Raw genomic sequence first — 26089 nt, 5'->3', positions numbered from 1 at the left:
TCAGGCGTGCTGCACACCGGCACGCTTGAGCAGCTTCTTGCAGCGCTCGGACAGGTGCACCACGCGCAGGTGCTTGCCGGCTTTCTCGTAGCGTTCGCGCAGGGTCATCAGCGCGGCAATTGCCGAGTAGTCGACGAAGCGCAGGTGGCGGCAGTCCAGCGTCGCAATGGCGGGGTCCTGCGCCGGGTCGAACTGGTTGAGAAAGGTCGTGGTCGAGGCGAAAAACAGCGTGCCGTGCAGGTGGTACAGCTTGCTGCCATCGGCCTCGATGTGGCTGTCGGCGTAAAGCTCGCGGGCCTGCTGCCAGGCGAAGTTGAGCGCCGCGATCAGGATGCCGAACATCACGGCGGTGGCCAGGTCTGTCAGCACTGTGACGATGGTCACCGCGATGATCGCCAGCACGTCGTTGAGCGGCACCTTGCGCAGCACTCGCAACGAGGCCCAGGCGAAGGTCTGCTGCGACACCACGAACATCACGCCCACCAGCGCGGCTAGCGGGATGCGCTCGATCAGCGGCGAGAGAAACAGCACGAACATCAGGATCATCACCCCGGCTACGATCCCCGACAGCCGACCCCGGCCGCCGGAGCTGAGGTTGATGACGGTCTGGCCGATCATCGCGCAGCCACCCATGCCGCCGCACAGGCCCGATGCGATATTGGCCGCGCCCAGGGCCATGCATTCGCGGTCGGGATAGCCGCGGCTTTCGGTGATTTCGTCGGTGAGGTTGAGGGTCAACAGGGTTTCCAGAAGGCCCACCAGCGCCATCAGGATCGCGTAGGGCGCGACGATGCGCAGGGTTTCAAGGTTCCACGGCACCTGCGGCAGCGCCAGACTCGGCAAGCCGCCGGCGATATGGGCCATGTCGCCCAAGGTGCGAGTCGGCAGCGCGAAGAAGTACACCAGAAGACCAACACCGAGAATGGCCACCAGCGCAGGGGGCACCGCGCGGGTCAGGCGCGGCAATAGATACACCACGGCCATGGTCAGCGCGACGAGCCCCAGCATCAGGTACAACGGCGTGCCGCTGAGCCATGATTCGCCGTTCTTGAAGTGTTCGAGTTGGGCCATGGCAATCACAATCGCCAGGCCGTTGACGAAGCCGAGCATCACCGGATACGGCACCATCCGCACCAGCTTGCCCAGGCGCAGCACGCCAAAGGCCATCATCACCAGCCCGCCCAGCAGCACCGTTGCAAGCAGATACTCCACGCCGTGTTGCACCACCAGCGCGACGATCACCACCGCCATGGAACCCGCCGCCCCCGACACCATCCCCGGCCGGCCGCCGAACAGGGCAGTGAGCGTGCAGATAATGAACGCGCCATACAGCCCCATCAACGGATTGAGATGCGCCACCAGCGCAAACGCGATGCACTCGGGCACCAGGGCAAAAGAAGTGGTCAGGCCGGCAAGCACATCGGCGCGTAGACGAGCGGGTTTCATGGAGTTCCTGAAAATGAAGCGACAAAGGCGGGGATGTTACGGAATGTGAGCCGCCTTTTGTAGCAGCACGGCTGGGCAGCGTGGCGATCTTGATGACGCCATCGCGGGATTGAGGTGACTACACCCGTAGCAGCACGGCTTGCCGGCGGGAGCGATCTTGAGGACGCCCCCGCCGGCAAGCCGTGCTGCTACGGGATGGTGTCGTGCTTCAGATTTTGATCTTCATGCGCGATGGTGCAGGCGACACAGGGCGCGACGTCAAGGCGCCAGGCCGAGCGCAGGTGTCGTGGAGGGGGATGAGCGGCAGGGATGCCGCGAAAGCCGTGCGGGCCATGGATGGCCCATCATGGCGTGCCCCCGGAACGGCGCCGGAGTCGAGGGAAGTCCGAAGGACCCCAGCCTGTCGCAGGGCTTTTTTGGTTACTTTTTCAGCTCTTGGAAAAAGTGACCCGCCGTAAGGGCGGAAAGCGCAATCAGCACCACCATCGGGAACGGATATACACGCAACGTCAGCGTCGCAACCCGACGCGGAGCGTCGTTCAAGGCGTTACCACGCGGAGCGTGGGAACGATCATCACCTTAAAGACGCAAATGAATTTATCTCAGTGTCCAGTCAACCGCGATTGTGTAACGATGTTTGGCTTAAACGCCCACCCCCATCGCCAAGGACAGAACACGGATGCTCGCCGCCCTCAGACACTACCCCGCCTCGGTCCAGCTGCTGCTGTCCTCGTCCCTGTTCCTGACGCTCGGGCGCGCGATCACCCTGCCGTACCTGGTGATCTACCTGTCATCGAACTTCACCCTCAGCATCAGCGACATCGGCATGATCGTCGGCAGCGCCCTGATCGTAGGCTCCTTGCTGAGCCTCTACGGCGGCTACCTCACCGACAAACTGTCGAGCTACAAGCTGATCCTGTGCTTCACCGGGTTCTTCTTCGTCGGCTTCGTCGGCATGTGCGTCACCGGGCAGCTGTGGCTGTTCTTCCTGTTCCTGGTCTCGTTCAACTTCGCCTATTCGGTGATCGACATCGTGGTCAAGGCGGCCTTCGGCAAGCTTCTGCCGGTGGAAGAGCAGAGCAAGGTGTTCTCGGTACGCTACACCCTCATCAACATCGGCTATGCAGTCGGCCCGTTCATTGGAGCGGGGCTGGCCCACTGGAACATGAAGCTGCCGTTCGTGATGTCGGCGGTGCTGGGGCTGGGCTACTTCCTGGTCTATTCGATCTATGGCGATCGCAAGCTCAGCTCGGCCGATCCTGCCAACGCGCCGGTGTCGTTCCTGGCGGTCGGGCGGATCCTGCTCAAAGACTATCGCCTTGTCTGCTTCACCATTGGCGGTGTGCTCAGTGCCGTGGTGTTCGGTCAGTTCACTGCATACCTGTCGCAATTTCTGGTGACCACCCACACCGCCGAGTTCGCCTATCAGGTCATCAGCACCGTGGTGGCGGTCAATGCGGCGGTGGTGATCTGCCTGCAATACCTGGTCGGCAAGCACATCAGCCATCAGTACCTGAACCAGTGGCTGACCGCAGGTTTCAGTCTGTTCCTGATGGGGGTAGTGGGCTTTGCCATGTCCACCAGCGTGCTGCACTGGGGCATTGCGATTGCGATCTTCACCCTCGGCGAGATCATCGTGTTCCCCGCCGAATACATGTTCATCGACCGCATCGCCCCGACCCACCTGCGCGGCATGTACTACGGCGCGCAGAACCTGTCTAACCTCGGCGGTGCGCTGGGCCCGGTGCTGTGCGGTTTCGCGCTGGCGACGCAGCCACCGGCGTTCATGTTCTATATGCTGGCGGGCTTTATCGTGGGCGGCGGCTGCTTCTACCTGCTGGGCGCGTCCTACTCCAGGCGCCACGATCAACAAACCCGGTAACGTTTCGCGATGACGCACCTTTCTCCTCTGGATGCCTGGCAGCAGGCGGTCGATACACAGGGTTTTCAGCCGGACGAGGCCCAGCGCAAGGCGGCGCTGCAACTGCAGGAATGCTGGGGCGCGGTGCGCGCCGGGCGCTCCCATGGCGTGCCCAAGGGCGTGTACCTGTGGGGGCCGGTGGGCCGGGGCAAGACCTGGCTCATGGACCGCTTTTTCGAGGGCCTGCAGATTCCGGCCCGGCGCCAGCATTTCCATCACTTCATGCGTTGGGTGCATCAGCGCCTGTTTCAATTGACGGGCGTTGCCAAGCCACTTGAAGTGCTGGCCCATGAACTGGCCCAGGAAGTGCGGGTGCTGTGCTTCGACGAGCTGTTCGTCAACGACATCGGCGATGCGGTGATCCTCGGCGGCCTGTTGCGGGCCATGTTCGAGGAGGGCGTGGTACTGGTCTGTACGTCCAATCAACTGCCCGAGCAGCTGTATTCCACCGGGCACAACCGCGAGCGGTTCATTCCGGCGATCACCGCGATCAATCACTACATGAACGTGGTGTCGGTGGACGGCGGCGAAGACCATCGCCTGCATCCGGGGCAGGCCCAGCAGCGCTATTGGGTCACCCAGGAGAAAGGGCCGAGCGCGCTGGTCGAGGTGTTCGAGACCTTGAGCAGTGGCGAGTCGGTTTCGATCCAGCCGGTGCCGGTGGGGCGCCGTCATTTGCCGGTGGTGCGATGCAGCAAGACGGTGCTCTGGTGCCGCTATGCAGACATTTGCGAGCAGCCGCTGGCGGCCATGGATTTCATCGAACTGTGCGATCGCTACAAGGCCGTGCTCTTGAGCGAAGTACCCGCCTTGAGCGCGCCCCAGCGTGAAGGGCGCATTGCCCGGGGCACGGAGGATGGCGTGGAGCAGGTGACGGCAGGCGATCGCGAACTGCCGCAGCTGTCACCCTACGATGACGGCGTGCGGCGGTTCATTGCGCTGGTGGACGAGTGCTACGACCGCAAGGTGCCGCTGTACGTCGAAGCGGCCATGCCAATGCACGACCTCTACACCGAGGGCTACCTGGCCTTCGCCTTCCGCCGGACCTTGAGCCGGTTGCAGGAGATGCAATTGGCGCGGTTCGGAAAGTAGCCGCACCCTATCCTGTAGGAGCGCGCTTGCCCGCGATCTGCCGCGAAGCGGCAGTAAAATCAGGCACCTTGGCCGTGTCAGGCAAACCGCGTTAGCCGGGTTTACTGCCGCCCTGCGGCAGTTCGTCCGAGTGCGGCCCAGACCAAGCGCGCTCCTACAAAAGCAGTGTCACCTCAGGCCTGGCTTCTACGCCGATGCCGCAACACATGCTTGGCGCCTTCGATCACCAGCACCACCACCGCCAGCCAGATCGGCAGGTAGGTCATCCATTCCTCACGCTGGATGGATTCCCCCAGCGCCAGGGCGACGAACACCAGCAGCACAGGCTCCACGTAGCTCAGCAAGCCGAACACGCTGAACGCCAACAGGCGGCTGGCGAAGATGTAGCTGATCAGGGCCGAAGCGCTGATGACCCCCAGGATCGGAATCAACACATACAGGCGCGGCGATTGCTCCACCACCGACGGGTTGCCCTTGCAGATGAAGGTGATCGCCACCGGCAGGATCAATACCATGTCCCACCACAGGCCGCCCAGGTTGTCGGTCTTGAGCTTGCGCCGCAGGACGAAATACATCGGGTAACCCACGCACACCACCAGCACTTCCCAGGAAAAACTGCCCAGGCGCAGCAGCTCATTGCCCACCCCGACAATGGCGCAGCAGGCGGCGATTTTCTGCAGGTGTGACAAGTGCTCGCCGTAGACCAGCCGACCGGTGAGGATCATGGTCAGGGGCAGCAGGAAATACCCCAGCGACACATCCAGACTGCGCCCATGCAGCGGCGCCCACATGAACAGCCACAATTGCACGCCCATGAGAAACGCCGATAGCGCCATGATCAGCAGCAGCGCCGGGTTCTGGCGAATGCGCTTGGCCTGGGCGCGCGCCAGTTTCCAGTCGCCGCTCCAGAGCATGAAGATCGTCACACAGGGCAGGGTCAGCAACATCCGCCAACCGAAGATTTCCTCACCGCTGAGCGGTTTCAGCAATGAGGTGTAGAAGTACATGACCGCGAAGAGGCAGGAGGCCATGACCGATAACGCAACACCCTTGTACACAGGGGCTCCTTTTCTGATTTCAATGAAGGCTTCCGGTGCCTTGCTCTGATGGCTGGCTTGCGTGAAGTGGCGCGCAGTTTAGCCGAAGGTGCTCGGGGCGATGGTCTGCAATCTGGTAAACGTCGCTTCTGATGGCAGTAAACGACGCCTCTTTGGCAGAGAACGAAACCGCGCGCCGATTGAGCGCGAAAGCCGCCGGCCTCAGACTTTTCCTCAACGCGCCAACACCGGCGCGGTCCTTTGAGGAGCATCGCCATGACCCAAGAAATCGCCGGTATCAAGATCCCCGACAGCGCCCTGGCACGCGCCACCACCGAGTACATCCGCGAGCAGGAAACCGACCTGCTGTTCCATCACTCCCGTCGCGTGTTCCTGTGGGGCGCCCTGACCGGCGAGCGCAAGGGCCTGAAATACGACGCCGAGCAGCTGTATGTCGGCGCGATGTTCCATGACCTGGGCCTGATGGAACAACACAGCAGCCCCGACCTGCGTTTCGAAGTCGACAGCGCCAATGCTGCCCGCGCCTTCGCCAAACCGTTCGGCCTTTCCGAAGGCGATCTGGAGCAAGTCTGGTTGTCCATCGCACTGCACACCACGCCGGGCGTGCCGGAGCACCTGCGCCCCAACGTGGCCCTGGTGACCGCAGGGGTGGAAATGGACGTGCTGGGCATCCAGTACGATGCGTTCAGCGACCAGCAGCGCGAAGTCGTGACCCACGCCCATCCGCGCGGCGATGAGTTCAAGGAATGCATCCTCTGCGCATTCGCCAACGGTTTCCGCCACAAGCCGGACACCACCTTCGGCACCGTCAACGCTGACGTGCTGGTGGATGAAGATCCGAAATTCAAGCCGATGAATTTCGTCAACATCATCCGCAGCTCGTCGTGGAAGGCTTGAAGCGTCTGGCGTAGGCGCTACTGAAACACGGCTTTTCTGTAGGAGTGAGCTTGCTCGCGATAGCGGTGGGGCAGTGACCCCTGCATTGTCTGAATGACCGCGATCGCGAGCAAGCTCACTCCTACAGTGGTTGTGGTGTTCGGCGGGACTGAGGCATCTGTGAGGCGAAATCCTCAAATAACCCTCCTTCGACATCACGCCAACCCCTGTTAGGCTCATGGCTGGTCGGCCCATGAAGGGCTGGCGTCGTTGCCAAGGGAGCCTGCATGACCTCCATCAGTACCGCCGCGCCCACCGTTCCGGGGCGGCTGGAACAGTTTTCCACCCGGGTTGCGTTCTTCATCACCGGGTTCAGCATCTCCGCCTGGGCGCCGCTGGTGCCCTATGCCAGGGATCGCCTCGGCCTGGACGACGCAGGCCTGGGCCTGTTGCTGCTGTGCCTGGGCATCGGCTCGATCCTGTCCATGCCCCTGGCCGGTGCCCTGACCGTGCGCTACGGCTGTCGGCGCATCATCCTGACGGTCGGCAGCATCGCCTGCCTGTGCCTGCCATTGCTCGCCACCCTGACCCAGATACCGCTGATGGTCGCGACCCTGTTCATCTATGGCGCCAGCATGGGCGCGCTGGGATGCGTGACCAATATCCAGGCGATCATCGTCGAGCGCGCCAGCGGCAGGACCATGATGTCGGGCTTTCACGGGCTGTTCAGTTGCGGCGGCATCGTCGGTGCGGCGGGCGTGTCGGCGCTGTTGAGCCTGGGCGTGTGGCCATGGCTGAGCATGACCCTGGTGGCGCTGTTCATCGTCCTGGCCATGTACAAGGCCGGCCCCAACCTGCTGGGGTACGGCAGCGAGGCGGGCGGGCCTGCCTTCGCGATTCCCCACGGCGTGGTGCTGTTCATCGGCCTGATGTGCTTCACCGTGTTTCTCACCGAAGGCGCGATGCTCGACTGGAGCGCGGTGTTCCTCAGCACCCAGCGCGGCATCGAACCCTCTTATGCCGGGTTCGGCTACGCCGTCTTTGCGTTGGCGATGGCCATCGGCCGATTGTGCGGCGACCCCATCGTGCGGCGCCTGGGCGTGCATCGGATCATCCTCTTCGGCGGCTTGTGCGCAGCAGTCGGCATGGCCGTGGCTACCCTGGTCGAGCACTGGCAGGCGGCGCTGGTGGGATACGCGCTGGTGGGGCTGGGCTGCTCCAACATCGTCCCGGTGTTCTACAGCGCGGTCGGGCGGCAGAAGACCATGCCGGAGAATGTCGCGGTCCCGGCCATTACCACCCTGGGCTACATCGGCATCCTGATGGGCCCGGCGGGGATCGGCTTCGTTGCCCACCTCAGCAGCCTCGGCGCGGCGTTTCTGATTATCGCGCTGATGCTGCTGGGTGTGGCGCTCAGTGGTCGCTACCTGAAGGTGTGAGACTCAGAGCGGGCGCGCGGTGCCCGACACGCGAATCGAGCTGCCGGGCACGTCGCTGAACGTGGCGTGAATCCGCGAGCGGCTGCCCATGTCCTCGCCCTGCACGATATCGATGGCGCCACCGTGATCCCAGCGGATGTCGCGCAGATAGCCGGCGAATGCTGCAGATGCTGCCCCGGTGGCCGGGTCCTCGTAGACGCCGCCAAAGGCGAACGGGTTGCGGGTGTGGAACAGGCGGGGGCTTTCGGCGAACACCAACAGGATAGTCACCAGGCCTTCGCGCACCATCAGCTCACGGCCGCTGGCGAAGTCATAGCGCATGTTTTTCAGGGTGTCGCGACGGTTCAGCGCCAGCACCAGATGCTGCGCGCCGCCATTGATAAGGGCAGGGGGGATGCGCAGGTCGATGTCTTCGGCCTGCAGGTCGAACAGGGCCATGGCCGCGCTTAACAGCTCACGGTGGACCGGCTGGCTGTGGGTGGGTGGCGATTGCAGCGCGGCGGAGGTCAGCGTGCCTTGCTTGTGGCCTTCGACACTGATTCGCGCCTGGTTCAGTTGCAGTTCGTACAGCCCCTCGCCATAACGCCCGGCCAATGCCGCACCCAGCGCAATGGTCGCGTGGCCGCAGAACGGCACTTCGGCTTCGGGGGAGAAGTAGCGCACGCGCCAGGCATCGCCCTCGGGCACCGCGAACGCGGTTTCCGAATAGCCAACCTCGGCGGCGACCGCCTGCATCGTGGCGTCATCGGGGAAGATTTCGCCAATCCACACGCCGGCCGGGTTGCCGCCTTGATCGGCGTCGGAAAACGCCGCGAGTCTGAGGATGTCCAGTGCCATGTTCGAAGGATCCTTGCGCCTTGGGGAAGTTGTGCAAGTCTCGTTCAATCAGGGCACCGGACACCAACCAAAAGTGCTTATGCGTGGGATTCGTCAGCTTGATGCTCAAACACAAATCCGTAGCAGCACGGCTTGCCGGCGGGAGCGGTATATCTGTGACGCATATGTCATCTTACACACCGCTCCCGCCGGCAAGCCGTGCTGCTACGGGGTGGTAGCGATTGATGCTCAGGCCGGGATCATCGCGAAACCGACACCGAAGCGGTTCCAGGCGTTGATGGTGGCGATGGCCAGGGTGATGTTGGCCACATCGGCTTCGCTGTAGTGCGCAAGCAACGCTTCGTATTGATCCTGCGGGGCGTGGTGGATCGACAGCTGGGTCAGGCTTTCGACCCAGGCCAGCACGGCCTTTTCCTTGTCGCTGAAGAAGGTGGTTTCGGCCCACACGCTCAGGGTCTGCAGACGGGCTTCGGTTTCGCCAGCCTTGCGCGCATCGTTGGCGTGCATGTTCACGCAGTAGGCGCAGCCGTTGATCTGCGAAGCGCGCAGGCGGATCAGCTCCAGCAGCGAGTTATCCAGGCCGGACTTGGCCAGTGCGGTTTCAAGACCGACCATGGCTTTGTAGGCTTCAGGGGATTTCTGGGCCCAGGAAATGCGCTTGTTCATGTGGTTGTGCTCCGTAGCAGAAGTGGGAAAGTTCGTTGCGAGTGGCCCTACATTACGCTTGAGGTCGCAGGGACCGAATAGCCAATGGAACGGGATATTTGCAGACCAATTGCACGGGGCTGCCGTGATTGGTCTCCTGTCAGCGATCACGCTTCATGAACGCCGGCGACACGCTTTGCGCCTTGCCCCGCGAGCCCAGCGCTCTAGCATGTGAGCCATTCATCACAAGGAGTCATCCATGTTTGCCGGATTCCAGAAAGACCAGCGTCAGGTCAACGGCGTGCAGATCGCCTACCGCATCGGCGGCAGCGGGCCGGGCCTGTTGCTGTTGCATGGTCACCCGCAGACCCACGTCATCTGGCACAAGATCGCCGAACACCTGAGCCAGCATTTCACGGTGGTCGCCGCCGACCTGCGCGGCTACGGCGACAGCAGCAAGCCGCCCGCCAGCGAGGATCATTCCAGCTACAGCAAGCGGGAAATGGGCCGCGACATGGTCGAGTTGATGCGCGAGCTGGGCTTGTCGACGTTCTCGATTCTGGCCCATGATCGCGGCGCCCGGGTGGCCCATCGTCTGGCGCTGGATCATCCCCAGGCCGTGACCCGCATGGCATTGCTCGACATCGCCCCGACCCTGGCGATGTACAGCCAGACCACCGAAGCCTTCGCCCGGGCCTACTGGCACTGGTTCTTCCTGATCCGCCCGGCGCCGCTGCCGGAAATGCTGTTGCAGGCAGATCCGGAGCAATACCTGCGCAGCGTCATGGGCAGCCGCAGCGCGGGACTGGCGCCGTTCACCGACGAGGCCTTCGCCGAGTATCTGCGCTGCCTCCGGCTGCCGGGCGCGGCACGCGGGGTGTGCGAGGATTACCGCGCCAGCGCCGGCATCGACCTGGAACACGACCGGGCTGACATCGCGGCGGGTAATCACCTGACCTTGCCGTTGCTGGTGTTGTGGGGCGGCGAGGGGACAGTGGGCAAATGCTTCGAGCCGCTCAAGGAGTGGCAGCAGGTCGCCACCGACGTGCGTGGCAAGGCGCTGCCGGGCGGGCATTACCTGGCGGAGGAAATTCCGCAAGAGTTGTTGGCCGAGGTGATGCCATTTTTGACTTAAACACGCCGCCACCACTACTGGTACTCCCACCGCTGCCCCTGTAGGAGTGAGCTTGCTCGCGATGGCGGAGTGTCTGTCACAGCACCATCGTCTGACTGGACACCATCGCGAGCAAGCTCACTCCTACAGGATGTGTTTCGTCAAGCAGAGGGTGTCTTGTCAGGCGCGAGAGCGGGTCAGTCGTCGGGCATCGCGGCGTGCCACCAGCTTTTCGCGCACCTTGTCGTACGCCATGTTGAACACCATGGTGTACGGCAGGAACAACAGCAACAGACCGATATCCAGCAGGAACGCTTCCCACAGGCTGATCGACAGCCACCAGGCGGCCAGTGGCACCACGGCGACGATCAGCCCGGTTTCGAAGCTGATCGCGTGCAGCGCCCGGACCTTGAGGGTCATGGCAAACCCGAGCCTGGCGCGCAGCCGGTCGAAGCCTGCGTTGAACAGCATGTTCCAGAGCATGGCGACGGTGGAAATCATCACCGTCATCGCCCCCATCTTGCCCAGCGACTGGCCGAGCACCCAGGCAAGGCCCGGCGCGAACAGCACCACGCCGATGAGTTCGAACAGCAGCGCATGAAAAGCGCGCTCCTTGATGGATTTCGCTGGAACGGCCGACTTCGCGGCCTTGTTCTGCGACAGGGTGCTGACTGGCATGACAACTTCACTTTATGGCTGGGCAGGCGTGCATTGTCGTGGGGCAATGGACTAAAGTGAAAATTGTTTCCATCGGATAAACCGATGGATGACTTAGAGTCCTGCCATGAGGTACTCACCCGAGGCTCTTGAAGCCTTCGCCCAGACCATCGCCCTAGGCTCCTTCAGCGCGGCGGCCCGGCGTCTGGGCAAGAGCCAATCGACGGTCAGCGAAGCCATCTCCCGGCTGGAGATCGACCTGGGGGTCGAGTTGTTCGACCGCTCCTCCAAACACCCGACCCTGACCGAAGCGGGCAAGGCGTTGCACGGGCGCATCGAGGAAGTGCTGGCCGCGTCCGACAAACTGCGCCGTGCCGCAGGGCAACTGGCCGGGGGCGTGGAGCCACGGCTGACGCTGGTGCTCTCGGATGCCAACCAGTTCGCCGAATTCGAGGCGCGCATGGCCGAGCTTGACCAGCGCTTCCCCGAACTTGAGCTCGAATGCGTGTTTGCCGAGCACGGCGATGCCATCAACCTGATCCAGACCGGGCGGGCGTCGTTGGGTTTGCTGTCGGCCCAGGCCAGCTACCCGCCGGAAGTGGGGCACGCGACCATCGCCGAGCGTGCCGATTTCGGCCTGTTCGTGTCCCACAAGCACCCGCTGGCGGCCGAGAGCGCTGTCGATTATCGCAAGCTGGCCGAGCATCGCGCGCTGCGCCTGAACACCATCATCGACGAAAGCATTCCTACCGATGACTTGCCCAGCGGTGCGCGGCGCACCTGGTCGGCGCCCAATTATCTGTTGCTGATGGACATGGCGATCTTCGGCTTCGGCTGGTCGGCCCTGCCGCGCTGGCTGGTGCGCGGTTACGCCCAGGGACGGCTCAAGGAGTTGCAGGTTCCCGGCTGGCCGCGCAGTTCGGCGGTGGACGTGATCTGGTCGCGACAGAAAAGCCTGGGGCCGGCGGGGGCGTGGTTGCTGGATACGTTGCTGGAGGGCAGGGGCGGGTATTGAGCCGGCATTTGTACTGACCTTCAGATCGACCCGCCGGCAAGCCGTGCTGCTACGGACCGTGTCGCGCCCCGATCCCGTAGCAGCCGGGCTTGCCCGCGGGGGCGGCCTCAAGGTCGACAATGTCCACCAACCGTGCGACGTTTTACCCTCAACGCAAACGATTGCGACCATCGGTCATCTTCCCGTCTTGAGCCCTGAACCCCTCTATTCCAAGGCTTGCCACCTTCCAAACGATCACCACCGGCGGCTTTTTACCCGGCCATCACCATCCCCCTACAAAAAAGAGGTTGAATAGTCACAGTAAATGTTATTTAAATAACAAAAATAATAACGCCCCCGATGCCTGTCGGAGGCGTGAACAAGGTACGACACACATGAACAAGATCGCGGTCATCGGCAGCAACATGGTGGATTTGATCACCTACATCGACCGGATGCCGGCCCTGGGGGAAACCCTGGAAGCGCCGGATTTCGCCATGGGCTGTGGCGGCAAGGGCGCTAACCAGGCCGTCGCTGCCGCCAAACTGGGCGCCGATGTGCTGATGTTGAGCAAGGTTGGCGACGACATGTTCGCTGACAACACCCTGGCCAACTTCAAGCGCTTCGGCATCGACACCCAGTTCGTGCAGCGCGTGCCGGGCGTTTCCAGCGGCGTCGCGCCTATCTTTGTGCAGAGCGATTCGCACAACAGCATCCTCATCGTCAAAGGCGCCAACGCCCACCTCAAACCCGCTGACATCGACGCCGCTCAAGCCGCCCTGCGCGACTGCAAGCTGATCGTGCTGCAGCTGGAAATCGAACTCGAAACCGTTTACTACGCCATCGATTTCGCCAAGGCCAACGGCATTCCCGTGCTGCTCAACCCGGCACCGGCGGTCAAGGGCCTGAGCCGCGAGCACCTGTCGAAGCTGGACTTCTTCATCCCCAACGAAACCGAACTGGCGCTGGTCACAGGGCGGGTTGTCGATTCGGTGGACTCCGCCCGCGCCGCTGCCTTGCAACTGGTAGAGGACGGCATCCGCCACGTGATCGTGACCCTCGGTGAAAAGGGCGCGCTGTACGTGGGCGAGGAGGGCGAGTTTCGCGTCGAGGGTGTCAAGGTCGACGCGCGCGACACCACCGGCGCAGGCGATGCGTTCATCGGCTGCTTCTCCCACCACTGGAGCCAGGACGGCGACATGCGCCGCGCCATGACCCAGGCGGTTGCCTATTCCGCCTGCTCGGTCACGGGGCTGGGCTCCCAGAGTTCCTACCCGGACGCTGCCACGTTCGGGCGTTTTCTCGACACGTTGTAAGTCACCCATGAGCCGCCGCGCCCCGACCGGTCAGCACGACCGGCAGGGCGGGGTATTCCCTGCACTTCACGGAGAACAACAATGACAAAGCCCGCGCTCCAACAATCACCGGACGGGTTCTACCTGAACCGCACGCCCTGGTTCGCCTTCATCCTGCTGTGCTGCTGCTTCGCGTTGTGGGCGGCGGCCGCGAGCATGAACGACGTGCTCATCGCGCACTTCAAGAAAGCCTTCCTGCTCAGCGATTTCCAGACGGCGTTCGTGCAGTCGGCGTTCTACCTGGGTTACTTCTTCGTGGCGATTCCGGCGGCGCTGGTCGTGCGCAAATTCAGCTACAAGACCACCATCCTGATCGGCCTGTTGCTGTACATGGTGGGCTGCTCGCTGTTCTTCCCGGCGGCATCCATGGCCAAGTACGGCATGTTCCTGATGGCGCTGTTCGTGATCGCGGCGGGCCTGTCGTTCCTGGAAACCGCCTGCAACACCTACTCGACCCTGATGGGCCCCCGTGAAACCGGCACCCGTCGCCTCAACATCTCCCAGACTTTCCACCCGTTCGGCGCCATGGCCGGGGTCTACGTCGGCAGCTTCGTGATGTTCAAGGACACCGACGCCACCCGCGAACAGTTGACCCAGATGAGCGCCTCCGAAGCAGCGATCCAGCAACTGGAAATGATCCAGTCGACCCTGCTGCCGTACAAATGGATGATCGCGGTACTGATCCTGATGTTCGTGCTGATCGCCTTCACCAAATTCCCGGCGTGCAAGGGCAATATCAAGGAAAGCGTCAAATCCAGCAGCTTGGGCCAGAGCCTGTCTCGCCTGTGGCGCAACCCGCGCTTCACCTTCGGTGTGCTGGCGCAGTTCCTGTACGTCGGCGCGCAAGTGGGCGTGTGGAGTTTTACCATTCGCCTGGCCATGCAGATGGGCGGGATGAACGAGCGGAGCGCCTCCTGGTTCTTGCTGACCACCTTCGCCGCCTACTTCGTCGGCAAGATGATCGCCAACCTGTTGATGCGCAAGATGCACCCGGCCAAAGTGCTGGCGATCTACGGCGTGCTGACCATCGTGCTGCTGGCCTACACCATTCTGGTGCCGAACATCAGCGCCGTGTATGCGGCGGTGGGCGTGAGCATTTTCCTCGGGCCGTGCTGGCCGACCATCTACGGCTTGACCATCGACGGTCTGGGCGAAGACACCGGCGTGGGCGGCTCGCTGCTGGTCATGAGCATCGTCGGCGGTGGCGTGATGCCGATCTTCCAGGGCCTGCTCTCCGATGCCACCCACGGCAACATGCAGATCGCCTACAGCGTGCCGCTGCTGTGCTTCGTGGTGATCGTGGCCTATGCGATCAAGTGCATGCGTGACCCGCGCAGCGAAACGGCGCCGGTGGGCGCGGCGGTGACCGCCTCATGAAAACCACGACGATCGCTCTGTACCCGGAGCTGTTCGGCAGCGCCGAAAAGACCCTGCTCGAATCGGCCGACTTTCGCGTGCTGGCCTGGGCCTACCCAAGTGGCGTGAAGGCCGTGGCGCTGGAGAACAATCGCGGACGTGTGGTGGTGCTGCCATATCAGGGGCAGATGATCTGGTCGGCGGTGTTCGACGGTTGCGACCTGACCATGCGCAACATGTTCAGCCAGCCGCGACCAAGTTCGACGGTGATCGGCACCTACGGTTGCTTCATGTTCCACAGCGGCATCCTGCGCAACGGCTGCCCGACGCCTGCGGATGACCATGCGCTGCACGGCGAAATGCCGTGCGCGCCGATGGACAGCGCCTGGCTGGAAGTGGGTGAAGACGCGGCGGGTGCCTTCCTGCGCCTGGGCGGCGAATACGAGTACGTGATGGGCTTTGGCGATCACTACCGCGCTCGTCCCGGCGTGACGCTGCGCGCAGGCTCGGGCCTGTTCGACATCGGCATGGACGTGCAGAACCTTGCGGGCAAACCCATGGAGCTGATGTACATGGCGCACATGAACTATGCCTACGTCGCTGACGGGCAGTTCGTCGAGCCTTTGGGAATCGAGGTGACGCGGGTGCGCAGCAGCGTGCCGGCCCATGTGAAACCCACGCCTGCCTGGTCTGGGTACATGGCTGAGCTGACCGAGGATCCGTCACGGCTCGACAGGCTGGATTCGCCGCAGTTGTATGACCCGGAGATTGTCTGCTTCTTCGATGGTGTGCAGGCCGATGCCAGGGGCGAGGCGCATTTCCTGCTCAAGCATCCGGCAGGGCCTGCGTTCTATACGCGCTATAAACCGGCGCAGTTCGAGCACGCTGCGCGCTGGATCCTGCACAACGCCGATCAACAGGTGGCCGCCTTCGTGTTGCCTGCCACCTGCGAGCCGGAGGGCTACCTGGCGGAAAAGGCCAAGGGCAACGTGCGGGAACTGGCGGCGGGGCAGAGTGCGTCGTTCAGCGTGACGACGGGGTACTTGTCGGCCACAGAAGTGCGCCAACTGGAACCCGATCTGAAAAATTGACGACGCCTCTGTAGGAGCGCGCTTGCCCGCGAAGGCGGAATATCAGGCGATGCAGGTGCTCGGGTGAATCACACCACCAACTGCGCCCCATACCCCTGAATCAGATCGCGATAAGGCTTGGGCAGTTTCTTGTCGCTGACCACCACATGAAAGTGCTCAAGGGTGGCGAAATGCGCGGTGCGCACGGCGTCGAACTTGGAGTGGTCGGCCAGCAGCATGCAGTGCCGGGCCTGGCGCAGGACCTTCTGCTTGACCTCCACTTCATTGAAGTTGAAACAGGTCACGCCGAATTCGTCGCTCACCCCGGCGGCGGACACGAAGGCCCAGGTCAGGCGGATGCCGTCCAGGATGCTGGCTTCGCTGTGGTGCTCGAACACCTGGTTCTTGCGATGGAAGGTGCCGCCACACAGGATCAGCGTGCAGTTGGGTTTGTGCTGCAACTTGAGCAGCACGTTGAGGGAGTTGCACACGGCGGTGAACTCCAGCTCGTCGGGGATGAAATCGATGACGAAGGGCACCGTGGTGCCGCAGTCGAAGAACACCGTGTCGCCGGGCTTGATGAAGGCCGCCGCCAGTTTGCCGATGCGGCGCTTTTCCTCGACATGGCGGGTGCCCTGTTCGGTGACCTTGTAATCGCTGGCTTCCGACGGATCGAAGGCCAGGGTGATGTGCCCGCCCAACAGGTGGAATTTTTCCGGATGACGGCCCAGGTCGCGGCGCAGGGTCATCTCCGAAACGTCCAGCAGGGCCGCCATTTCACGCAGGTGAATGGCCTTCTGGTCCTGCAGGGCTTGCTGGATCAATTTGATGCGGTCGGATTTTTTACTGTCCACAGGCATTCCGGCTGTCGATTGAATTTGGTGTAAAAATAACATTCTATGTTATGTTTGAAACATCTGGTGCGGCGCACACTCTTTTAGCTTAAAGCGTGCCGCTTGTAACGGCTTATCTCCCAGGAATCGCAATGAAGATCGAACCTGCAGCACTCGCACAATACATCGACCATACCCTTCTGGCCGCCGATGCCTCCCGCGAGCAGATCGCCACATTGTGCCGTGAAGCGCTGGAGCATGGATTCTATTCGGTGTGCGTCAACTCGGGCCAGGTGCCCTACGCAGCGTCGCTGCTGACCGACGGCAAGGTCAAGGTCTGTGCCGTGGTCGGTTTCCCGCTGGGCGCGGGCCTGTCCGACACCAAGGCATTCGAAGCCAGGCAGGCGATTGCCGCAGGCGCGGGTGAAATCGACATGGTACTCAATGTCGGCGCCCTGAAAGACGGCCTGCTGGACTTCGTGACCGACGACATTGCCGCCGTCAAACAGGCCTGCGGTACAGTGCCGTTGAAGGTGATCCTGGAAACCTGCCTGCTCGACGACGCACAGAAGGCCAAGGCCTGCGAAATCTGCCGCGAGCTGGACGTGGCCTTCGTCAAGACCTCCACCGGCTTCAGCAAGAGCGGCGCGACCTTGGAAGACGTGACGCTGATGCGCAAGGTGGTCGGCGCCGGTGTAGGCGTCAAGGCCTCCGGCGGCGTGCGCGACTACGCAACCGCCGTGGCCATGATCGAAGCGGGCGCCACGCGCCTGGGTACCAGCTCCGGTATTGCCATTGTCAGTGGTGCGCAGGCGTCGGGCTCGGGTTACTAGGCTCTGTACGAAAAGTCTTGATACTCGGTCATGCTGCGTTGAAAACAGCCTCGGAATGCTCATTTACAACCAGTAAACTCCGCTTCCTCGGCTGTTTTCGCCTTGCCTTACCTTCGTCTCAAAACATTTCGTACAGACCCTATAGCTTTTTCTCGCTACAACAGTGGTCTGCGCCTGCGGCACCGTCATACTGGTCGTGCAGGCGCACCCATTCCATTATCTCTTCTTCGTTGCGGCCTTTCGGCGTCAGGTCCAGGTAGTTGTAAGTCCCCACCAGAATGTCCAGCCCACGGGCGTAAGCCGAGTAGGTGTGGAAAATCTCCCCCGCCGCATTCTTGTAGAACACGCTCACGCCGGGCATTTCCTCTTCGGCGAAGTCGGTGGTCTCGTAGTTGTACTTCATCTTCTTCGCAGACATTTCGTCAGCGGTGGCTGACACGTGGAAATCCTCGTTGAAGGACGTGCCTGCCGACGACACCCATTTGAAGTGCCAGCCCATGCGCTTTTTGAACGCCTGAAACTCCTCAAGCGGCGCGTGGGAAACGGCCACCAGCGAGATGTCGTGGTTCGCCAGGTGCAGGTTGGCGCCGTCCAGGTGATCGGACAGGAACGAGCAGCCTTTGCAGCCTTCCTTCCAGCCCTTGGCGAACATGAAGTGATAGACGATCAACTGGCTGTTGTTGCCGAACAGTTGGGCCAGCGACTGCCGGCCATCGGGCGTGTCGAAGGTGTAGGCTTCGTCGATTTTCACCCAGGGCAGGGCACGACGGTCGGCGCTGAGCTGGTCGCGCTGGTGGGTGAGGGCCTTTTCCCGGGCCAGGTGTTCACGCCGGGCAGACAGCCATTCGGCGCGGGATACCACAGGATGCGAGTCGATGTTGCTCATGATGTTCTCCTTGCACAGGCACATATGGGGCTTTGACACTGGCTAGTCGAACGGCGCTGTGTGAAATCGACAGAGAGCATCTGTAATGGCGCGGTCTGATCGGTCACCCGTAGGAGCGCGCTTGCCCGCGATCGCGGTGTGTCAGGTTGAACAACAGGCACAGACACGCCCCCGTCGCGGGCAAGCGCGCTCCTACGAACGGAATCCTTTCGGCACTTGGGTATGACCTTCGCTGCCGATCAATGGCAAACTGCCCGCGTACTCGAACACCTCGGACCCCATCGTCTATGCCGCAACTCTCCCTGGCTCATTTCAAGGCTCGCTGGTTTTTCTGGCTGTGCATGGTGCTGATCGTGGTCGGCCTGCCGGTCGGGTGCGCGGCCTTGCAGCACAAGGAGCGTGAGCTGGTGTTCATGATCGAGCCGGGCACCGCCAGTTGGTACCACGGGATTCCTGCGGATGTGCAGGAACTGGAACTCAGGGCGCCGTCCTTTGGCCTGTCCCAGAATATTCACGCCTGGTGGTGGCCGGGCGAGAAGAAGGACGCGCCCTCGATCCTCTATCTGCACGGTTCGCGCTGGAACCTCACCGGGCAGTTTTTCCGCATCGAGCAGCTGCACGCCCTGGGCTTTTCGGTGCTGGCCATCGACTACCGGGGCTTTGGCCAGAGCAAGGGGCAACTGCCTTCGGAGGCTTCCGTCTATGAGGATGCGCGCATCGCCTGGGAGCGTCTGAAACAACTGCAACCCGATCCGCAGAAGCGCCTGATCTATGGGCACTCCCTGGGCGGTGCGGTGGCGGTGGACCTGGCGGCTGAGCTGGGGCGTGATGCGCAGAAGGGCGATGAGCCTATTCAGGCGCGCGGATTGATCGTCGAGTCGACCTTTACCAATCTGGCGGACGTGGCGTCCTCGGTCGCCAGCACCCGCACCTCGCTGCCGGTGCGCTGGCTGGTGTCGCAGAAATTCGACTCCATCGACAAGATCGCCGACATTCACATGCCGGTGCTGATCGTTCACGGCACAGCCGACGCATTCGTTTCGCCGCGCTTCAGCCAGCAATTGTTCGACGCGGCGCAAGAGCCGAAGAACCTGTTGATGGTGCCCGGCGGCAATCACAACAACAGCATGAATCTTGGACGCCAGGCCTATGCCCAGGCGATTCAGGCGTTGCTGGCGGCCAAGGCGCCGGTGGCCCACAGCGTCCAGAACGCAACGGCCAGACAGCCTGGATAAGCCGCTTCGCTAGGCTGTGCCACCCCACCCGTAGCAGCACGGCTTGCCGGCGGGTGCGGCGTATCAGCCAATGGATGTCTGCCTGACACACCGCTCCCGCCGGCAAGCCGTGCTGCTACGGGGCGGTGGTGGACGTTATTGGGCGGGCTGGTGCTCGACCGAGAACGGTCTGTTCTGCACCACGACGCGGCCCGGGTGGCTGTCCGGCACCACGAAGCCCTTGAGCGCTTCGAGCAGCTTCTCGGGGTCTTCGATGGGCAGCTCGGCCAGTTGGTGCGGGGTCAGGTTCCACCACTGGCTGGCCAGCAGGCCGTCAATGATGTGCTGGTCAAAACGATAACGCTGCACCTTGGCCGGTGACCCCACCACGATGGCGTAGGGCGGCACGTCCTTGGTAATGAGTGACTGCGCGCCAATCACCGCGCCGGTACCGATGGTCACGCCTTCCAGAATCAGGACATCCATGCCGATCCATACATCGTGGCCGATCACGGTCTGTCCCACTTCCTCATGGGCCTGTGCAACCCCTGCCTGGCTCTGGCGCAGGCCAACCAGCCCACTGTGGGAACTGAGCCAGTCCAGCGGATGGGATTTGCGATTCTGACCGATGGTCACATTGCGCGCGATGGAGCAGTAGCGGCCAATGCTGGCGACGTTCTGCAATTCGGTGCCGCTGACGATATCGGTATACGCGCCGATGCTCAGGCAAGCGGAGTTGATCTTGACCTGGTGCAGCTTGACCCCATGCTCCAGGGTCAGCTCCATCTTGCGACGCAGCCCCTTGATCCCACTGTCCAGACGGCATTTGTTGTGGCCCAGAGCGCGCTTGAGCTGACGGTCCAGAAGCATGCGGCGAAAGAAATTCATAGGGGCGGTCTGCAACTTGCGAAGAGGAAGGCGCGATAACGTCGCGATGGTGTATTTTATGTTGATAACGGTTCGCAATGGTGCCACGTTTCGGGGCACCCGGTAAATCAGAGCTCGCGTCATGGACAAATACTCGAACGGCGAAGCCCACCTCACCCATTCCGACCGGGACTGGGTAGTGCGGGCCAAACCCTTGCCGCAGATGGAGCGGATCGAGGCGTATTTCCATGGACACGGTTTCGAGATGCATCGCCACGACACCTACGCCATTGGCCATACGCTGTCCGGGGTGCAGAGCTTCCGGTACGGCAAGGAAATGGTCAACAACCTGCCGGGCCAGACCATGGTCCTGCACCCCGACGAGCCCCACGACGGCCACGCCGGGACCGAAGACGGCTTCCGCTATCGCATGTTCTACCTGGAGCCGGCGATGATCCAGCAGGTGCTCGGCGGCAAGCCGCTGCCGTTCATCAAGGGGGGAGTATCGAGCGATCCGCGGCTGTTCCGGGCCACACAGACCTTGCTGCGGGACTTGCAGACCTCACTGGATCCGCTGGAACTGGATGATGCCGTCTACGACATCGCCATCGCCCTGCAAACCGCGGCGGGCGTGCGCAAGGGCAGGCAGCGCGTGGATTTTCCGGCCGCCGAGCGTGCGCGTGAGCTGCTGATGGCAAGCCTGGAGCAGGGCGTGACCCTGGACGAACTGGAACAGGCCAGCGACACCGACCGCTGGCGCCTGTCCCGGGATTTTCGCGCCCTGTTCGGCACCAGCCCCCATCGCTACCTCACGCTGCGGCGCCTGGATCTGGTGCGCCACTCGATCTCCTGCGGCATGTCACTGACCGACGCCTCGGTCATGGCCGGATTCGCTGATCAGAGCCACATGACCCGACACTTCGTCAAAACCTTCGGTTACCCGCCGGGCAAGTGGTTGAAGATGTTGGGTGTGCGGGATTGACCACTCTCAGCTCATCAACGCCATCTGCGTAGCAGTACGGCCTGCCGGCAAGCCGTGCTGCTACAGGGCCCCCGGCATCAACACCGCAATCAACGCCCTGACCACCCCCGGCAGGGCGTCCAGTTCCCTCACCAGAATGCTCCGTTCGCGCACCGCCCATGGTTCGTCCAGCTCGATGGTCACCAGTTTCATGGTGCGACTGTGACGCGAGGCGGCCGACTCGGGAATGATGCCGATCCCGACACCCGCTTCCACCATCCGGCAGATGGCCTCGAAGCTCGACACCTGAATGCGCAGCGACAGGTTCTGTCCCAGTCTTTCGACGTGATCGCGCAGGAAACTCAACAGCGTGCTGCCTTCGTGCAGGCCGATGTGCTGGAAAGCCAGGGTCTGCTTGAGAGTCACCTTCTTCTGCGCGGCCAGTTCATGGCCTGCGGGCACGGTCAGGACAAGGCGGTCGGTGCTGAAGTGCATCACCTGCAAACCCGCCGCTTCCACGGGCCCGGCGATGATGCCCATGTCGGTGCTGCCGTCGAGCACGCCGCGCACGATGTCCCGTGACAACCGCTCTTGCAGGTCCACTGTGACGCCCGGGCGCTGGGCCAGAAAGCCTGCCAGCACCTCGGGCAGGAACTCGGTCACGGCGGTGGTGTTGGCGAAGATGCGGATGTGCCCGGCTGAATCGGTGCCGTAGTGGGTGAACTCGCTTTTCAGGTAATCGACCTGGCTCATGATCAGCCGGGCGTGCTTGAGCAGGCGCTGGCCGGCCGGGGTCAGTTCCACGCCACGGCTGTCGCGGTACAGCAGGCGGGTGTCGAGTTGGCCTTCCAGGGCCTTGATCCTGGCGCTGGCGGCGGCAGGGGACAGGAAGGCGCGGCGGGCGCCCTGGGTCAGGCTCGGGGATTCGCCGATGTGAATGAAGAGGCGCAAGTCAGCCAGGTCGAAGTGCATGGTTGAATCCGAACGTTGCGAATACTGAGGGCCGTTCAGCATACATGAACGCCGGTATACGCAAATGCAAATTCACAGAATGCCGGACACATTCCATGATCGCCTCATAACAACAACCGCAGAGGGTTATCCCTTATGAGTTCGACAGATTCGCCGGTGGATTACAGCGCCTGGATCGGACGCACCGAAGAGGCTCAAGACCATCTGAGCCACAACCTGATCAAGCGCATTGCCGCCACCTTTGGCGAGCCGCTGCCAGCTGAAGGCGATGCATTGCCGCCGCTTTGGCAGTGGTGTTTCTTCCAGGAACCGGTGTTCGAAAGCCAACTGGGCAGTGACGGCCATCCGGCCCGCGGCGGTTTTCTCCCGCCTGCCGACAACCGCAACCGGATGTGGGCCGGTGGCCGCGTCGAATTCATCCAGCCGCTGAAAGTCGGTACCGACGCCCATCGCCTGTCGACCATCCTGCATATCGAAGAGAAGCACGGCCGCACCGGCTCCTTGCTGTTCGTCACGCTGCGCCACGATTACTCGCAACACGGCGAGCTGTGCGTGCGTGAAGAACAGGACATCGTCTACCGCGAACCCAATCCGCCCAAGCTCACCAGCGGCGAGGCGCCAGACATGGGCGACTGGAGCGAAACCATCGAGCCGACGCCGACCCTGTTGTTCCGCTACTCGGCCGTGACCTTCAACGGCCATCGCATCCATTACGACTACCCCTACGTCACCGAAACCGAAGGTTATCCGGGGCTGGTGGTGCACGGGCCGATGATCGCCACTTTCAACCTGCGGGCCTTCATCCGCGCCAACCCTTCCAGACGAGTGCGCCATTTCGCCTATCGCGGCGTGCGCCCGCTGAACGTGCCGACGCCGTTTCGCGTGGGTGGGCGCATCACCGAGCCAGGCACGGCGCAGTTGTGGGCCGGTAACGAAGCCGGTGTGGCCCAGAGCGCCGAAGTGCGTTTCGACTGACTTCTCTTCTTTTACAGAGCCGGCCGCGCATTCGCCGCGCCGCTGCCAGATGCGAGCACAGACCATGAGTCCATACGACAACGAAGACCTCAATGCCATCCGTGAAGGCGTGCGCGCCCTGTGCGCCGAATTTCCTGCCGAATACTGGCGCAAGATCGATGAAGAAAAGGGCTTTCCTGAAGCCTTCGTCAAGGCGCTGACCGATGCCGGCTGGCTGTCGGCGATGATCCCCACCGAGTACGGCGGCTCGGGGCTGGGCCTGGCCGAAGCCTCGGTGATTCTCGAAGAAGTGAACGCCTGCGGCGGCAACTCCGGCACCGTGCACGGCCAGATGTACAACATGTTCACCCTGCTGCGTCACGGCAGCGACGCGCAGAAAAGCTACTACCTGCCAAAACTCGCCAGCGGCGAATTGCGCCTGCAATCGATGGGCGTGACCGAGCCGACCACCGGCACCGACACCACCAAGATCAAGACCACCGCCGTCAAGCAGGGCGACAAGTACATCATCAACGGCCAGAAGGTCTGGATCTCGCGCATCCAGCATTCGGACCTGATGATCCTGCTGGCGCGCACCACGCCGCTGGCCGAGGTGAAGAAGAAATCCGAAGGCATGTCGATCTTCCTGGTCGACCTGCGCGAAGCCATCGGCAACGGCCTGACCGTGCAGCCGATTGCCAACATGGTCAATCACGAAACCAACGAGCTGTTCTTCGACAACCTCGAATTGCCCGCTGACAGCCTGATCGGCGAAGAGGGCAAGGGCTTCAAGTACATCCTCGACGGCCTGAACGCCGAGCGCACGCTGATCGCCGCCGAGTGCATCGGCGATGGCCGCTGGTTCGTGGAAAAGGCCAGCGCTTATGCCCGCGACCGCGTGGTGTTTGGTCGCCCCATCGGGCAGAACCAGGGCGTGCAGTTCCCGATTGCCGAAGCGCACATCGAAATCGAAGCGGCGGACCTGATGCGCTGGCGCGCCTGCGAGGAATACGACAGCGGCAAGAATGCAGGCGCCGCAGCCAACATGGCCAAGTACCTGGCGGCCAAGGCCTCGTGGGAAGCGGCCAACGCCTGCCTGCAGACCCACGGCGGTTTCGGCTTTGCCAACGAATACGACGTGGAGCGCAAATTCCGCGAGACCCGCCTGTACCAGGTCGCGCCGATCTCCACCAACCTGATTCTTTCCTACGTCGCCGAGCACCTGCTCGAACTGCCACGCAGCTTCTGAGGACATCCCGATGAGTCATACCCAGGCAAGCCACACTCAGGTATTAGCGGGCTTCCTCGCCGAGCTGAAATACGAGCAGATTCCAGGCCACGTGCTGGACCGTACCGAAGACCTGTTCCTGGACTGGATCGGCTCGGCGCTGGCCAGCAAGGGCGCGCGGCCGATCCCGATTTTCGAGCGCTATGCCGAGCGCATGGGCCCGGCTGACGGCAAGGCCAAGGTGCTGACCAGCGACCGCCGCACCTCGGCGTACTTCGCGGCGTTGGTCAACGGCGCCGCTTCCCATCTGGTCGAGCAGGACGATCTGCACAACAGCTCCGTGCTGCACCCGGCCACCGTGGTGTTTTCGGCGGTGCTGGCGGCGGCGCAGGACCTGGGCAAATCCGGGCAGGATCTGCTGCTGGCGTCGGTCGCAGGTTACGAGGCGGGCATTCGTATCGGCGAGTTCATGGGCCGTTCGCATTACCGCATCTTCCACACCACCGCGACCGTCGGCACCCTCGCTGCAGCCGTGGCGGTGGGCAAGTTGCTGGACTTCAATCAGGAGCAGTTCATCAACCTGCTGGGCAGCGCCGGCACTCAAGCAGCGGGCCTGTGGGAGTTCCTGCGTGACGCGGCCGATTCCAAACAGCTGCACACTGCCAAGGCTGCGGCCGACGGCTTGCTGGCCGCCTACATGACCGAAGACGGCCTGACCGGCGCGCGCAATATTCTTGAAGGCGACCAGGGCATGGCGGCGGGAATGTCCACCGACAGCGATCCGAAATGGCTGTCCGACCGACTGGGCACGCGCTGGGCGCTGGTGGAAACCTCGTTCAAGTTCCACGCCTCGTGCCGGCACACCCATCCGGCCGCCGATGCGTTGTTGCACCTGATGCAGCGCGAAGGCTTGCAGCACGACCATATTGCCAAGGTCGTCACCCGCGTTCACCAAGGGGCGATTGACGTGCTGGGCCGGGTCGATGTGCCGCAGACGGTGCACCAGGCCAAGTTTTCGATGGGCGCGGTGCTGGGCCTGATCGCCGTGCATGGCAGCGCGCAGTTGATCGAATTCCGCGACCTGGCCCTGACCGACGCCGCCGTCGCCGCGTTCCGCGAGAAGGTCACCATGGAGCTGGACCCGGAAGTGGACAGCGCCTACCCGGCGCGCTGGCTGGGCCGGGTGATCGTCACCACCGCTGACGGACGCACCCTGAGCGCGGCCATCGACGACCCCAAGGGCGATCCGGGCAACACCCTGTCGCGGCCTGAACTGGAAGCCAAGGTCCAGCGCCTGCTGGCGTTCTCCGGCGCACGCACGGTGGAGCAGGGCAAGGCGTTGATCGAGCGGGTCTGGCAACTGCGCGATGCGCAGGAATTGGCGGATTTGGTTTAACTGAGAAACGCATTCCTTGTAGGAGCGCGCTTGGCCTGGGCGGCATTCCGACGAAGGGGTCAGCACATTCGGCATGACCGTATCT

The 26089-nt window shown here is 62.7% G+C and carries 24 protein-coding genes; 15 read left to right on the top strand and 9 right to left on the bottom strand.

Going from position 1 to position 26089, the window contains the following annotated elements:
- On the bottom strand, positions 1 to 1446 hold the full coding sequence (locus ACIPO9_RS01205; RefSeq protein WP_400778367.1) for a SulP family inorganic anion transporter: 1446 nt from the start codon (positions 1444 to 1446) through the stop codon (positions 1 to 3).
- A gap of 679 nt (positions 1447 to 2125) precedes the next feature.
- Between ACIPO9_RS01205 and ACIPO9_RS01200 the strand changes: the two genes are divergently transcribed.
- Both ACIPO9_RS01200 and zapE read left to right on the top strand, forming a co-directional pair.
- The gene (locus ACIPO9_RS01200; RefSeq protein ID WP_274131819.1) at positions 2126 to 3328 is read left to right on the top strand and encodes an MFS transporter; all 1203 of its coding nucleotides are present in this window, start codon (positions 2126 to 2128) and stop codon (positions 3326 to 3328) included.
- 9 nt (positions 3329 to 3337) lie between these two features.
- Entirely contained in the window at positions 3338 to 4459 is a 1122-nt protein-coding gene (gene zapE, locus ACIPO9_RS01195) for a cell division protein ZapE (RefSeq protein WP_400778364.1), read from the top strand.
- 173 nt (positions 4460 to 4632) lie between these two features.
- Here zapE and rarD read toward each other — a convergent pair whose 3' ends face one another.
- Entirely contained in the window at positions 4633 to 5517 is an 885-nt protein-coding gene (gene rarD, locus ACIPO9_RS01190) for an EamA family transporter RarD (protein ID WP_400778362.1), read from the bottom strand.
- Between the two features lie 255 nt (positions 5518 to 5772).
- Here rarD and ACIPO9_RS01185 point away from each other — a divergent pair, with 255 nt between their 5' ends.
- Together ACIPO9_RS01185 and ACIPO9_RS01180 are read left to right on the top strand one after the other, a co-directional pair.
- Complete coding sequence (locus tag ACIPO9_RS01185) at positions 5773 to 6414, top strand: HD domain-containing protein (protein ID WP_400603738.1); 642 nt, start codon at positions 5773 to 5775, stop codon at positions 6412 to 6414.
- A gap of 266 nt (positions 6415 to 6680) precedes the next feature.
- Positions 6681 to 7832: an MFS transporter gene (locus ACIPO9_RS01180; protein ID WP_400778359.1), complete on the top strand. Its 1152-nt coding sequence runs from the start codon at positions 6681 to 6683 to the stop codon at positions 7830 to 7832.
- A 3-nt stretch (positions 7833 to 7835) separates the two neighbouring features.
- Here ACIPO9_RS01180 and ACIPO9_RS01175 read toward each other — a convergent pair whose 3' ends face one another.
- Both ACIPO9_RS01175 and ACIPO9_RS01170 read right to left on the bottom strand, forming a co-directional pair.
- A complete protein-coding gene (locus ACIPO9_RS01175) occupies positions 7836 to 8669 on the bottom strand; it encodes a PhzF family phenazine biosynthesis protein (RefSeq protein ID WP_400778356.1) in 834 nt (277 codons plus the stop codon).
- 228 nt (positions 8670 to 8897) lie between these two features.
- Positions 8898 to 9335, bottom strand: a complete 438-nt coding sequence (locus ACIPO9_RS01170) for a carboxymuconolactone decarboxylase family protein (RefSeq protein WP_274131825.1) — start codon at positions 9333 to 9335, stop codon at positions 8898 to 8900.
- A gap of 238 nt (positions 9336 to 9573) precedes the next feature.
- Here ACIPO9_RS01170 and ACIPO9_RS01165 point away from each other — a divergent pair, with 238 nt between their 5' ends.
- Positions 9574 to 10449, top strand: coding sequence for an alpha/beta fold hydrolase (locus ACIPO9_RS01165; protein WP_400603731.1), 876 nt, complete (start codon positions 9574 to 9576; stop codon positions 10447 to 10449).
- Between the two features lie 159 nt (positions 10450 to 10608).
- Here the strand turns inward: ACIPO9_RS01165 and ACIPO9_RS01160 are convergent, their stop codons facing one another.
- The gene (locus ACIPO9_RS01160) at positions 10609 to 11106 is read right to left on the bottom strand and encodes a multidrug/biocide efflux PACE transporter (RefSeq protein WP_400778353.1); all 498 of its coding nucleotides are present in this window, start codon (positions 11104 to 11106) and stop codon (positions 10609 to 10611) included.
- A 106-nt stretch (positions 11107 to 11212) separates the two neighbouring features.
- Between ACIPO9_RS01160 and ACIPO9_RS01155 the strand changes: the two genes are divergently transcribed.
- The 4 genes from ACIPO9_RS01155 to ACIPO9_RS01140 all read left to right on the top strand — a co-directional run bounded on the left by ACIPO9_RS01155 (position 11213) and on the right by ACIPO9_RS01140 (position 15881).
- Positions 11213 to 12100, top strand: a complete 888-nt coding sequence (locus ACIPO9_RS01155) for a LysR family transcriptional regulator (RefSeq protein WP_400778351.1) — start codon at positions 11213 to 11215, stop codon at positions 12098 to 12100.
- Between the two features lie 374 nt (positions 12101 to 12474).
- Positions 12475 to 13395: a ribokinase gene (gene rbsK / locus ACIPO9_RS01150; RefSeq protein ID WP_400778349.1), complete on the top strand. Its 921-nt coding sequence runs from the start codon at positions 12475 to 12477 to the stop codon at positions 13393 to 13395.
- 81 nt (positions 13396 to 13476) lie between these two features.
- The gene (gene fucP / locus ACIPO9_RS01145; protein WP_400603723.1) at positions 13477 to 14811 is read left to right on the top strand and encodes an L-fucose:H+ symporter permease; all 1335 of its coding nucleotides are present in this window, start codon (positions 13477 to 13479) and stop codon (positions 14809 to 14811) included.
- Positions 14808 to 15881: an aldose 1-epimerase family protein gene (locus tag ACIPO9_RS01140; RefSeq protein WP_400778347.1), complete on the top strand. Its 1074-nt coding sequence runs from the start codon at positions 14808 to 14810 to the stop codon at positions 15879 to 15881. The genes fucP and ACIPO9_RS01140 overlap by 4 nt, the downstream gene beginning before the upstream one ends.
- A gap of 68 nt (positions 15882 to 15949) precedes the next feature.
- Here the strand turns inward: ACIPO9_RS01140 and deoR are convergent, their stop codons facing one another.
- A complete protein-coding gene (gene deoR, locus ACIPO9_RS01135; RefSeq protein ID WP_274131832.1) occupies positions 15950 to 16720 on the bottom strand; it encodes a DNA-binding transcriptional repressor DeoR in 771 nt (256 codons plus the stop codon).
- A 125-nt stretch (positions 16721 to 16845) separates the two neighbouring features.
- Here deoR and deoC point away from each other — a divergent pair, with 125 nt between their 5' ends.
- Positions 16846 to 17526 (top strand): deoxyribose-phosphate aldolase, encoded by a 681-nt coding sequence (gene deoC / locus ACIPO9_RS01130; RefSeq protein WP_400778344.1) that lies wholly within the window; start codon positions 16846 to 16848, stop codon positions 17524 to 17526.
- A gap of 139 nt (positions 17527 to 17665) precedes the next feature.
- Here deoC and ACIPO9_RS01125 read toward each other — a convergent pair whose 3' ends face one another.
- Positions 17666 to 18412 (bottom strand): DUF899 domain-containing protein, encoded by a 747-nt coding sequence (locus tag ACIPO9_RS01125; RefSeq protein ID WP_400778342.1) that lies wholly within the window; start codon positions 18410 to 18412, stop codon positions 17666 to 17668.
- Between the two features lie 287 nt (positions 18413 to 18699).
- Between ACIPO9_RS01125 and ACIPO9_RS01120 the strand changes: the two genes are divergently transcribed.
- Positions 18700 to 19647 (top strand): alpha/beta hydrolase, encoded by a 948-nt coding sequence (locus ACIPO9_RS01120; protein ID WP_400778339.1) that lies wholly within the window; start codon positions 18700 to 18702, stop codon positions 19645 to 19647.
- A gap of 135 nt (positions 19648 to 19782) precedes the next feature.
- On the opposite strand, the gene ACIPO9_RS01115 is transcribed toward ACIPO9_RS01120, so the two are convergent.
- On the bottom strand, positions 19783 to 20514 hold the full coding sequence (locus tag ACIPO9_RS01115; RefSeq protein WP_400778337.1) for a CatB-related O-acetyltransferase: 732 nt from the start codon (positions 20512 to 20514) through the stop codon (positions 19783 to 19785).
- Positions 20515 to 20635: 121 nt separating this feature from the next.
- On the opposite strand from ACIPO9_RS01115, the gene ACIPO9_RS01110 reads away from it, so the two are divergent.
- Positions 20636 to 21475 (top strand): AraC family ligand binding domain-containing protein, encoded by an 840-nt coding sequence (locus tag ACIPO9_RS01110; protein WP_400603712.1) that lies wholly within the window; start codon positions 20636 to 20638, stop codon positions 21473 to 21475.
- Between the two features lie 60 nt (positions 21476 to 21535).
- Here ACIPO9_RS01110 and ACIPO9_RS01105 read toward each other — a convergent pair whose 3' ends face one another.
- Positions 21536 to 22426 (bottom strand): LysR family transcriptional regulator, encoded by an 891-nt coding sequence (locus tag ACIPO9_RS01105; RefSeq protein ID WP_274131838.1) that lies wholly within the window; start codon positions 22424 to 22426, stop codon positions 21536 to 21538.
- 135 nt (positions 22427 to 22561) lie between these two features.
- Between ACIPO9_RS01105 and ACIPO9_RS01100 the strand changes: the two genes are divergently transcribed.
- The 3 genes from ACIPO9_RS01100 to ACIPO9_RS01090 all read left to right on the top strand — a co-directional run bounded on the left by ACIPO9_RS01100 (position 22562) and on the right by ACIPO9_RS01090 (position 26004).
- Positions 22562 to 23401, top strand: a complete 840-nt coding sequence (locus ACIPO9_RS01100) for a MaoC family dehydratase N-terminal domain-containing protein (protein ID WP_400778335.1) — start codon at positions 22562 to 22564, stop codon at positions 23399 to 23401.
- Between the two features lie 64 nt (positions 23402 to 23465).
- Complete coding sequence (locus ACIPO9_RS01095; protein ID WP_274131841.1) at positions 23466 to 24629, top strand: acyl-CoA dehydrogenase family protein; 1164 nt, start codon at positions 23466 to 23468, stop codon at positions 24627 to 24629.
- 10 nt (positions 24630 to 24639) lie between these two features.
- A complete protein-coding gene (locus ACIPO9_RS01090; RefSeq protein ID WP_400778332.1) occupies positions 24640 to 26004 on the top strand; it encodes an MmgE/PrpD family protein in 1365 nt (454 codons plus the stop codon).
- Positions 26005 to 26089 lie beyond the last annotated feature (85 nt).

This window comes from Pseudomonas sp. NPDC090203 (assembly GCF_044746765.1).
GTDB lineage: Bacteria > Pseudomonadota > Gammaproteobacteria > Pseudomonadales > Pseudomonadaceae > Aquipseudomonas > Aquipseudomonas putida_AD.
Note: the sequence above shows the minus strand (reverse complement) of the source record. Positions and strands in the feature narration are given on the sequence as shown.

Coding starts and splice junctions, on each gene's coding strand:
- rbsK (WP_400778349.1), top strand. CDS start 12,475: ATGAACAAGATCGCGGTCATCGGCAGCAACATGGTGGATTTGATCACC.
- ACIPO9_RS01095 (WP_274131841.1), top strand. CDS start 23,466: ATGAGTCCATACGACAACGAAGACCTCAATGCCATCCGTGAAGGCGTG.
- ACIPO9_RS01120 (WP_400778339.1), top strand. CDS start 18,700: ATGCCGCAACTCTCCCTGGCTCATTTCAAGGCTCGCTGGTTTTTCTGG.
- ACIPO9_RS01090 (WP_400778332.1), top strand. CDS start 24,640: ATGAGTCATACCCAGGCAAGCCACACTCAGGTATTAGCGGGCTTCCTC.
- ACIPO9_RS01205 (WP_400778367.1), bottom strand. CDS start 1,446: ATGAAACCCGCTCGTCTACGCGCCGATGTGCTTGCCGGCCTGACCACT.
- deoR (WP_274131832.1), bottom strand. CDS start 16,720: ATGCCTGTGGACAGTAAAAAATCCGACCGCATCAAATTGATCCAGCAA.
- ACIPO9_RS01100 (WP_400778335.1), top strand. CDS start 22,562: ATGAGTTCGACAGATTCGCCGGTGGATTACAGCGCCTGGATCGGACGC.
- ACIPO9_RS01160 (WP_400778353.1), bottom strand. CDS start 11,106: ATGCCAGTCAGCACCCTGTCGCAGAACAAGGCCGCGAAGTCGGCCGTT.
- ACIPO9_RS01165 (WP_400603731.1), top strand. CDS start 9,574: ATGTTTGCCGGATTCCAGAAAGACCAGCGTCAGGTCAACGGCGTGCAG.
- ACIPO9_RS01200 (WP_274131819.1), top strand. CDS start 2,126: ATGCTCGCCGCCCTCAGACACTACCCCGCCTCGGTCCAGCTGCTGCTG.
- ACIPO9_RS01170 (WP_274131825.1), bottom strand. CDS start 9,335: ATGAACAAGCGCATTTCCTGGGCCCAGAAATCCCCTGAAGCCTACAAA.
- ACIPO9_RS01140 (WP_400778347.1), top strand. CDS start 14,808: ATGAAAACCACGACGATCGCTCTGTACCCGGAGCTGTTCGGCAGCGCC.
- deoC (WP_400778344.1), top strand. CDS start 16,846: ATGAAGATCGAACCTGCAGCACTCGCACAATACATCGACCATACCCTT.
- ACIPO9_RS01115 (WP_400778337.1), bottom strand. CDS start 20,514: ATGAATTTCTTTCGCCGCATGCTTCTGGACCGTCAGCTCAAGCGCGCT.
- zapE (WP_400778364.1), top strand. CDS start 3,338: ATGACGCACCTTTCTCCTCTGGATGCCTGGCAGCAGGCGGTCGATACA.
- ACIPO9_RS01125 (WP_400778342.1), bottom strand. CDS start 18,412: ATGAGCAACATCGACTCGCATCCTGTGGTATCCCGCGCCGAATGGCTG.
- fucP (WP_400603723.1), top strand. CDS start 13,477: ATGACAAAGCCCGCGCTCCAACAATCACCGGACGGGTTCTACCTGAAC.
- ACIPO9_RS01175 (WP_400778356.1), bottom strand. CDS start 8,669: ATGGCACTGGACATCCTCAGACTCGCGGCGTTTTCCGACGCCGATCAA.
- ACIPO9_RS01110 (WP_400603712.1), top strand. CDS start 20,636: ATGGACAAATACTCGAACGGCGAAGCCCACCTCACCCATTCCGACCGG.
- ACIPO9_RS01105 (WP_274131838.1), bottom strand. CDS start 22,426: ATGCACTTCGACCTGGCTGACTTGCGCCTCTTCATTCACATCGGCGAA.
- ACIPO9_RS01155 (WP_400778351.1), top strand. CDS start 11,213: ATGAGGTACTCACCCGAGGCTCTTGAAGCCTTCGCCCAGACCATCGCC.
- ACIPO9_RS01180 (WP_400778359.1), top strand. CDS start 6,681: ATGACCTCCATCAGTACCGCCGCGCCCACCGTTCCGGGGCGGCTGGAA.
- ACIPO9_RS01185 (WP_400603738.1), top strand. CDS start 5,773: ATGACCCAAGAAATCGCCGGTATCAAGATCCCCGACAGCGCCCTGGCA.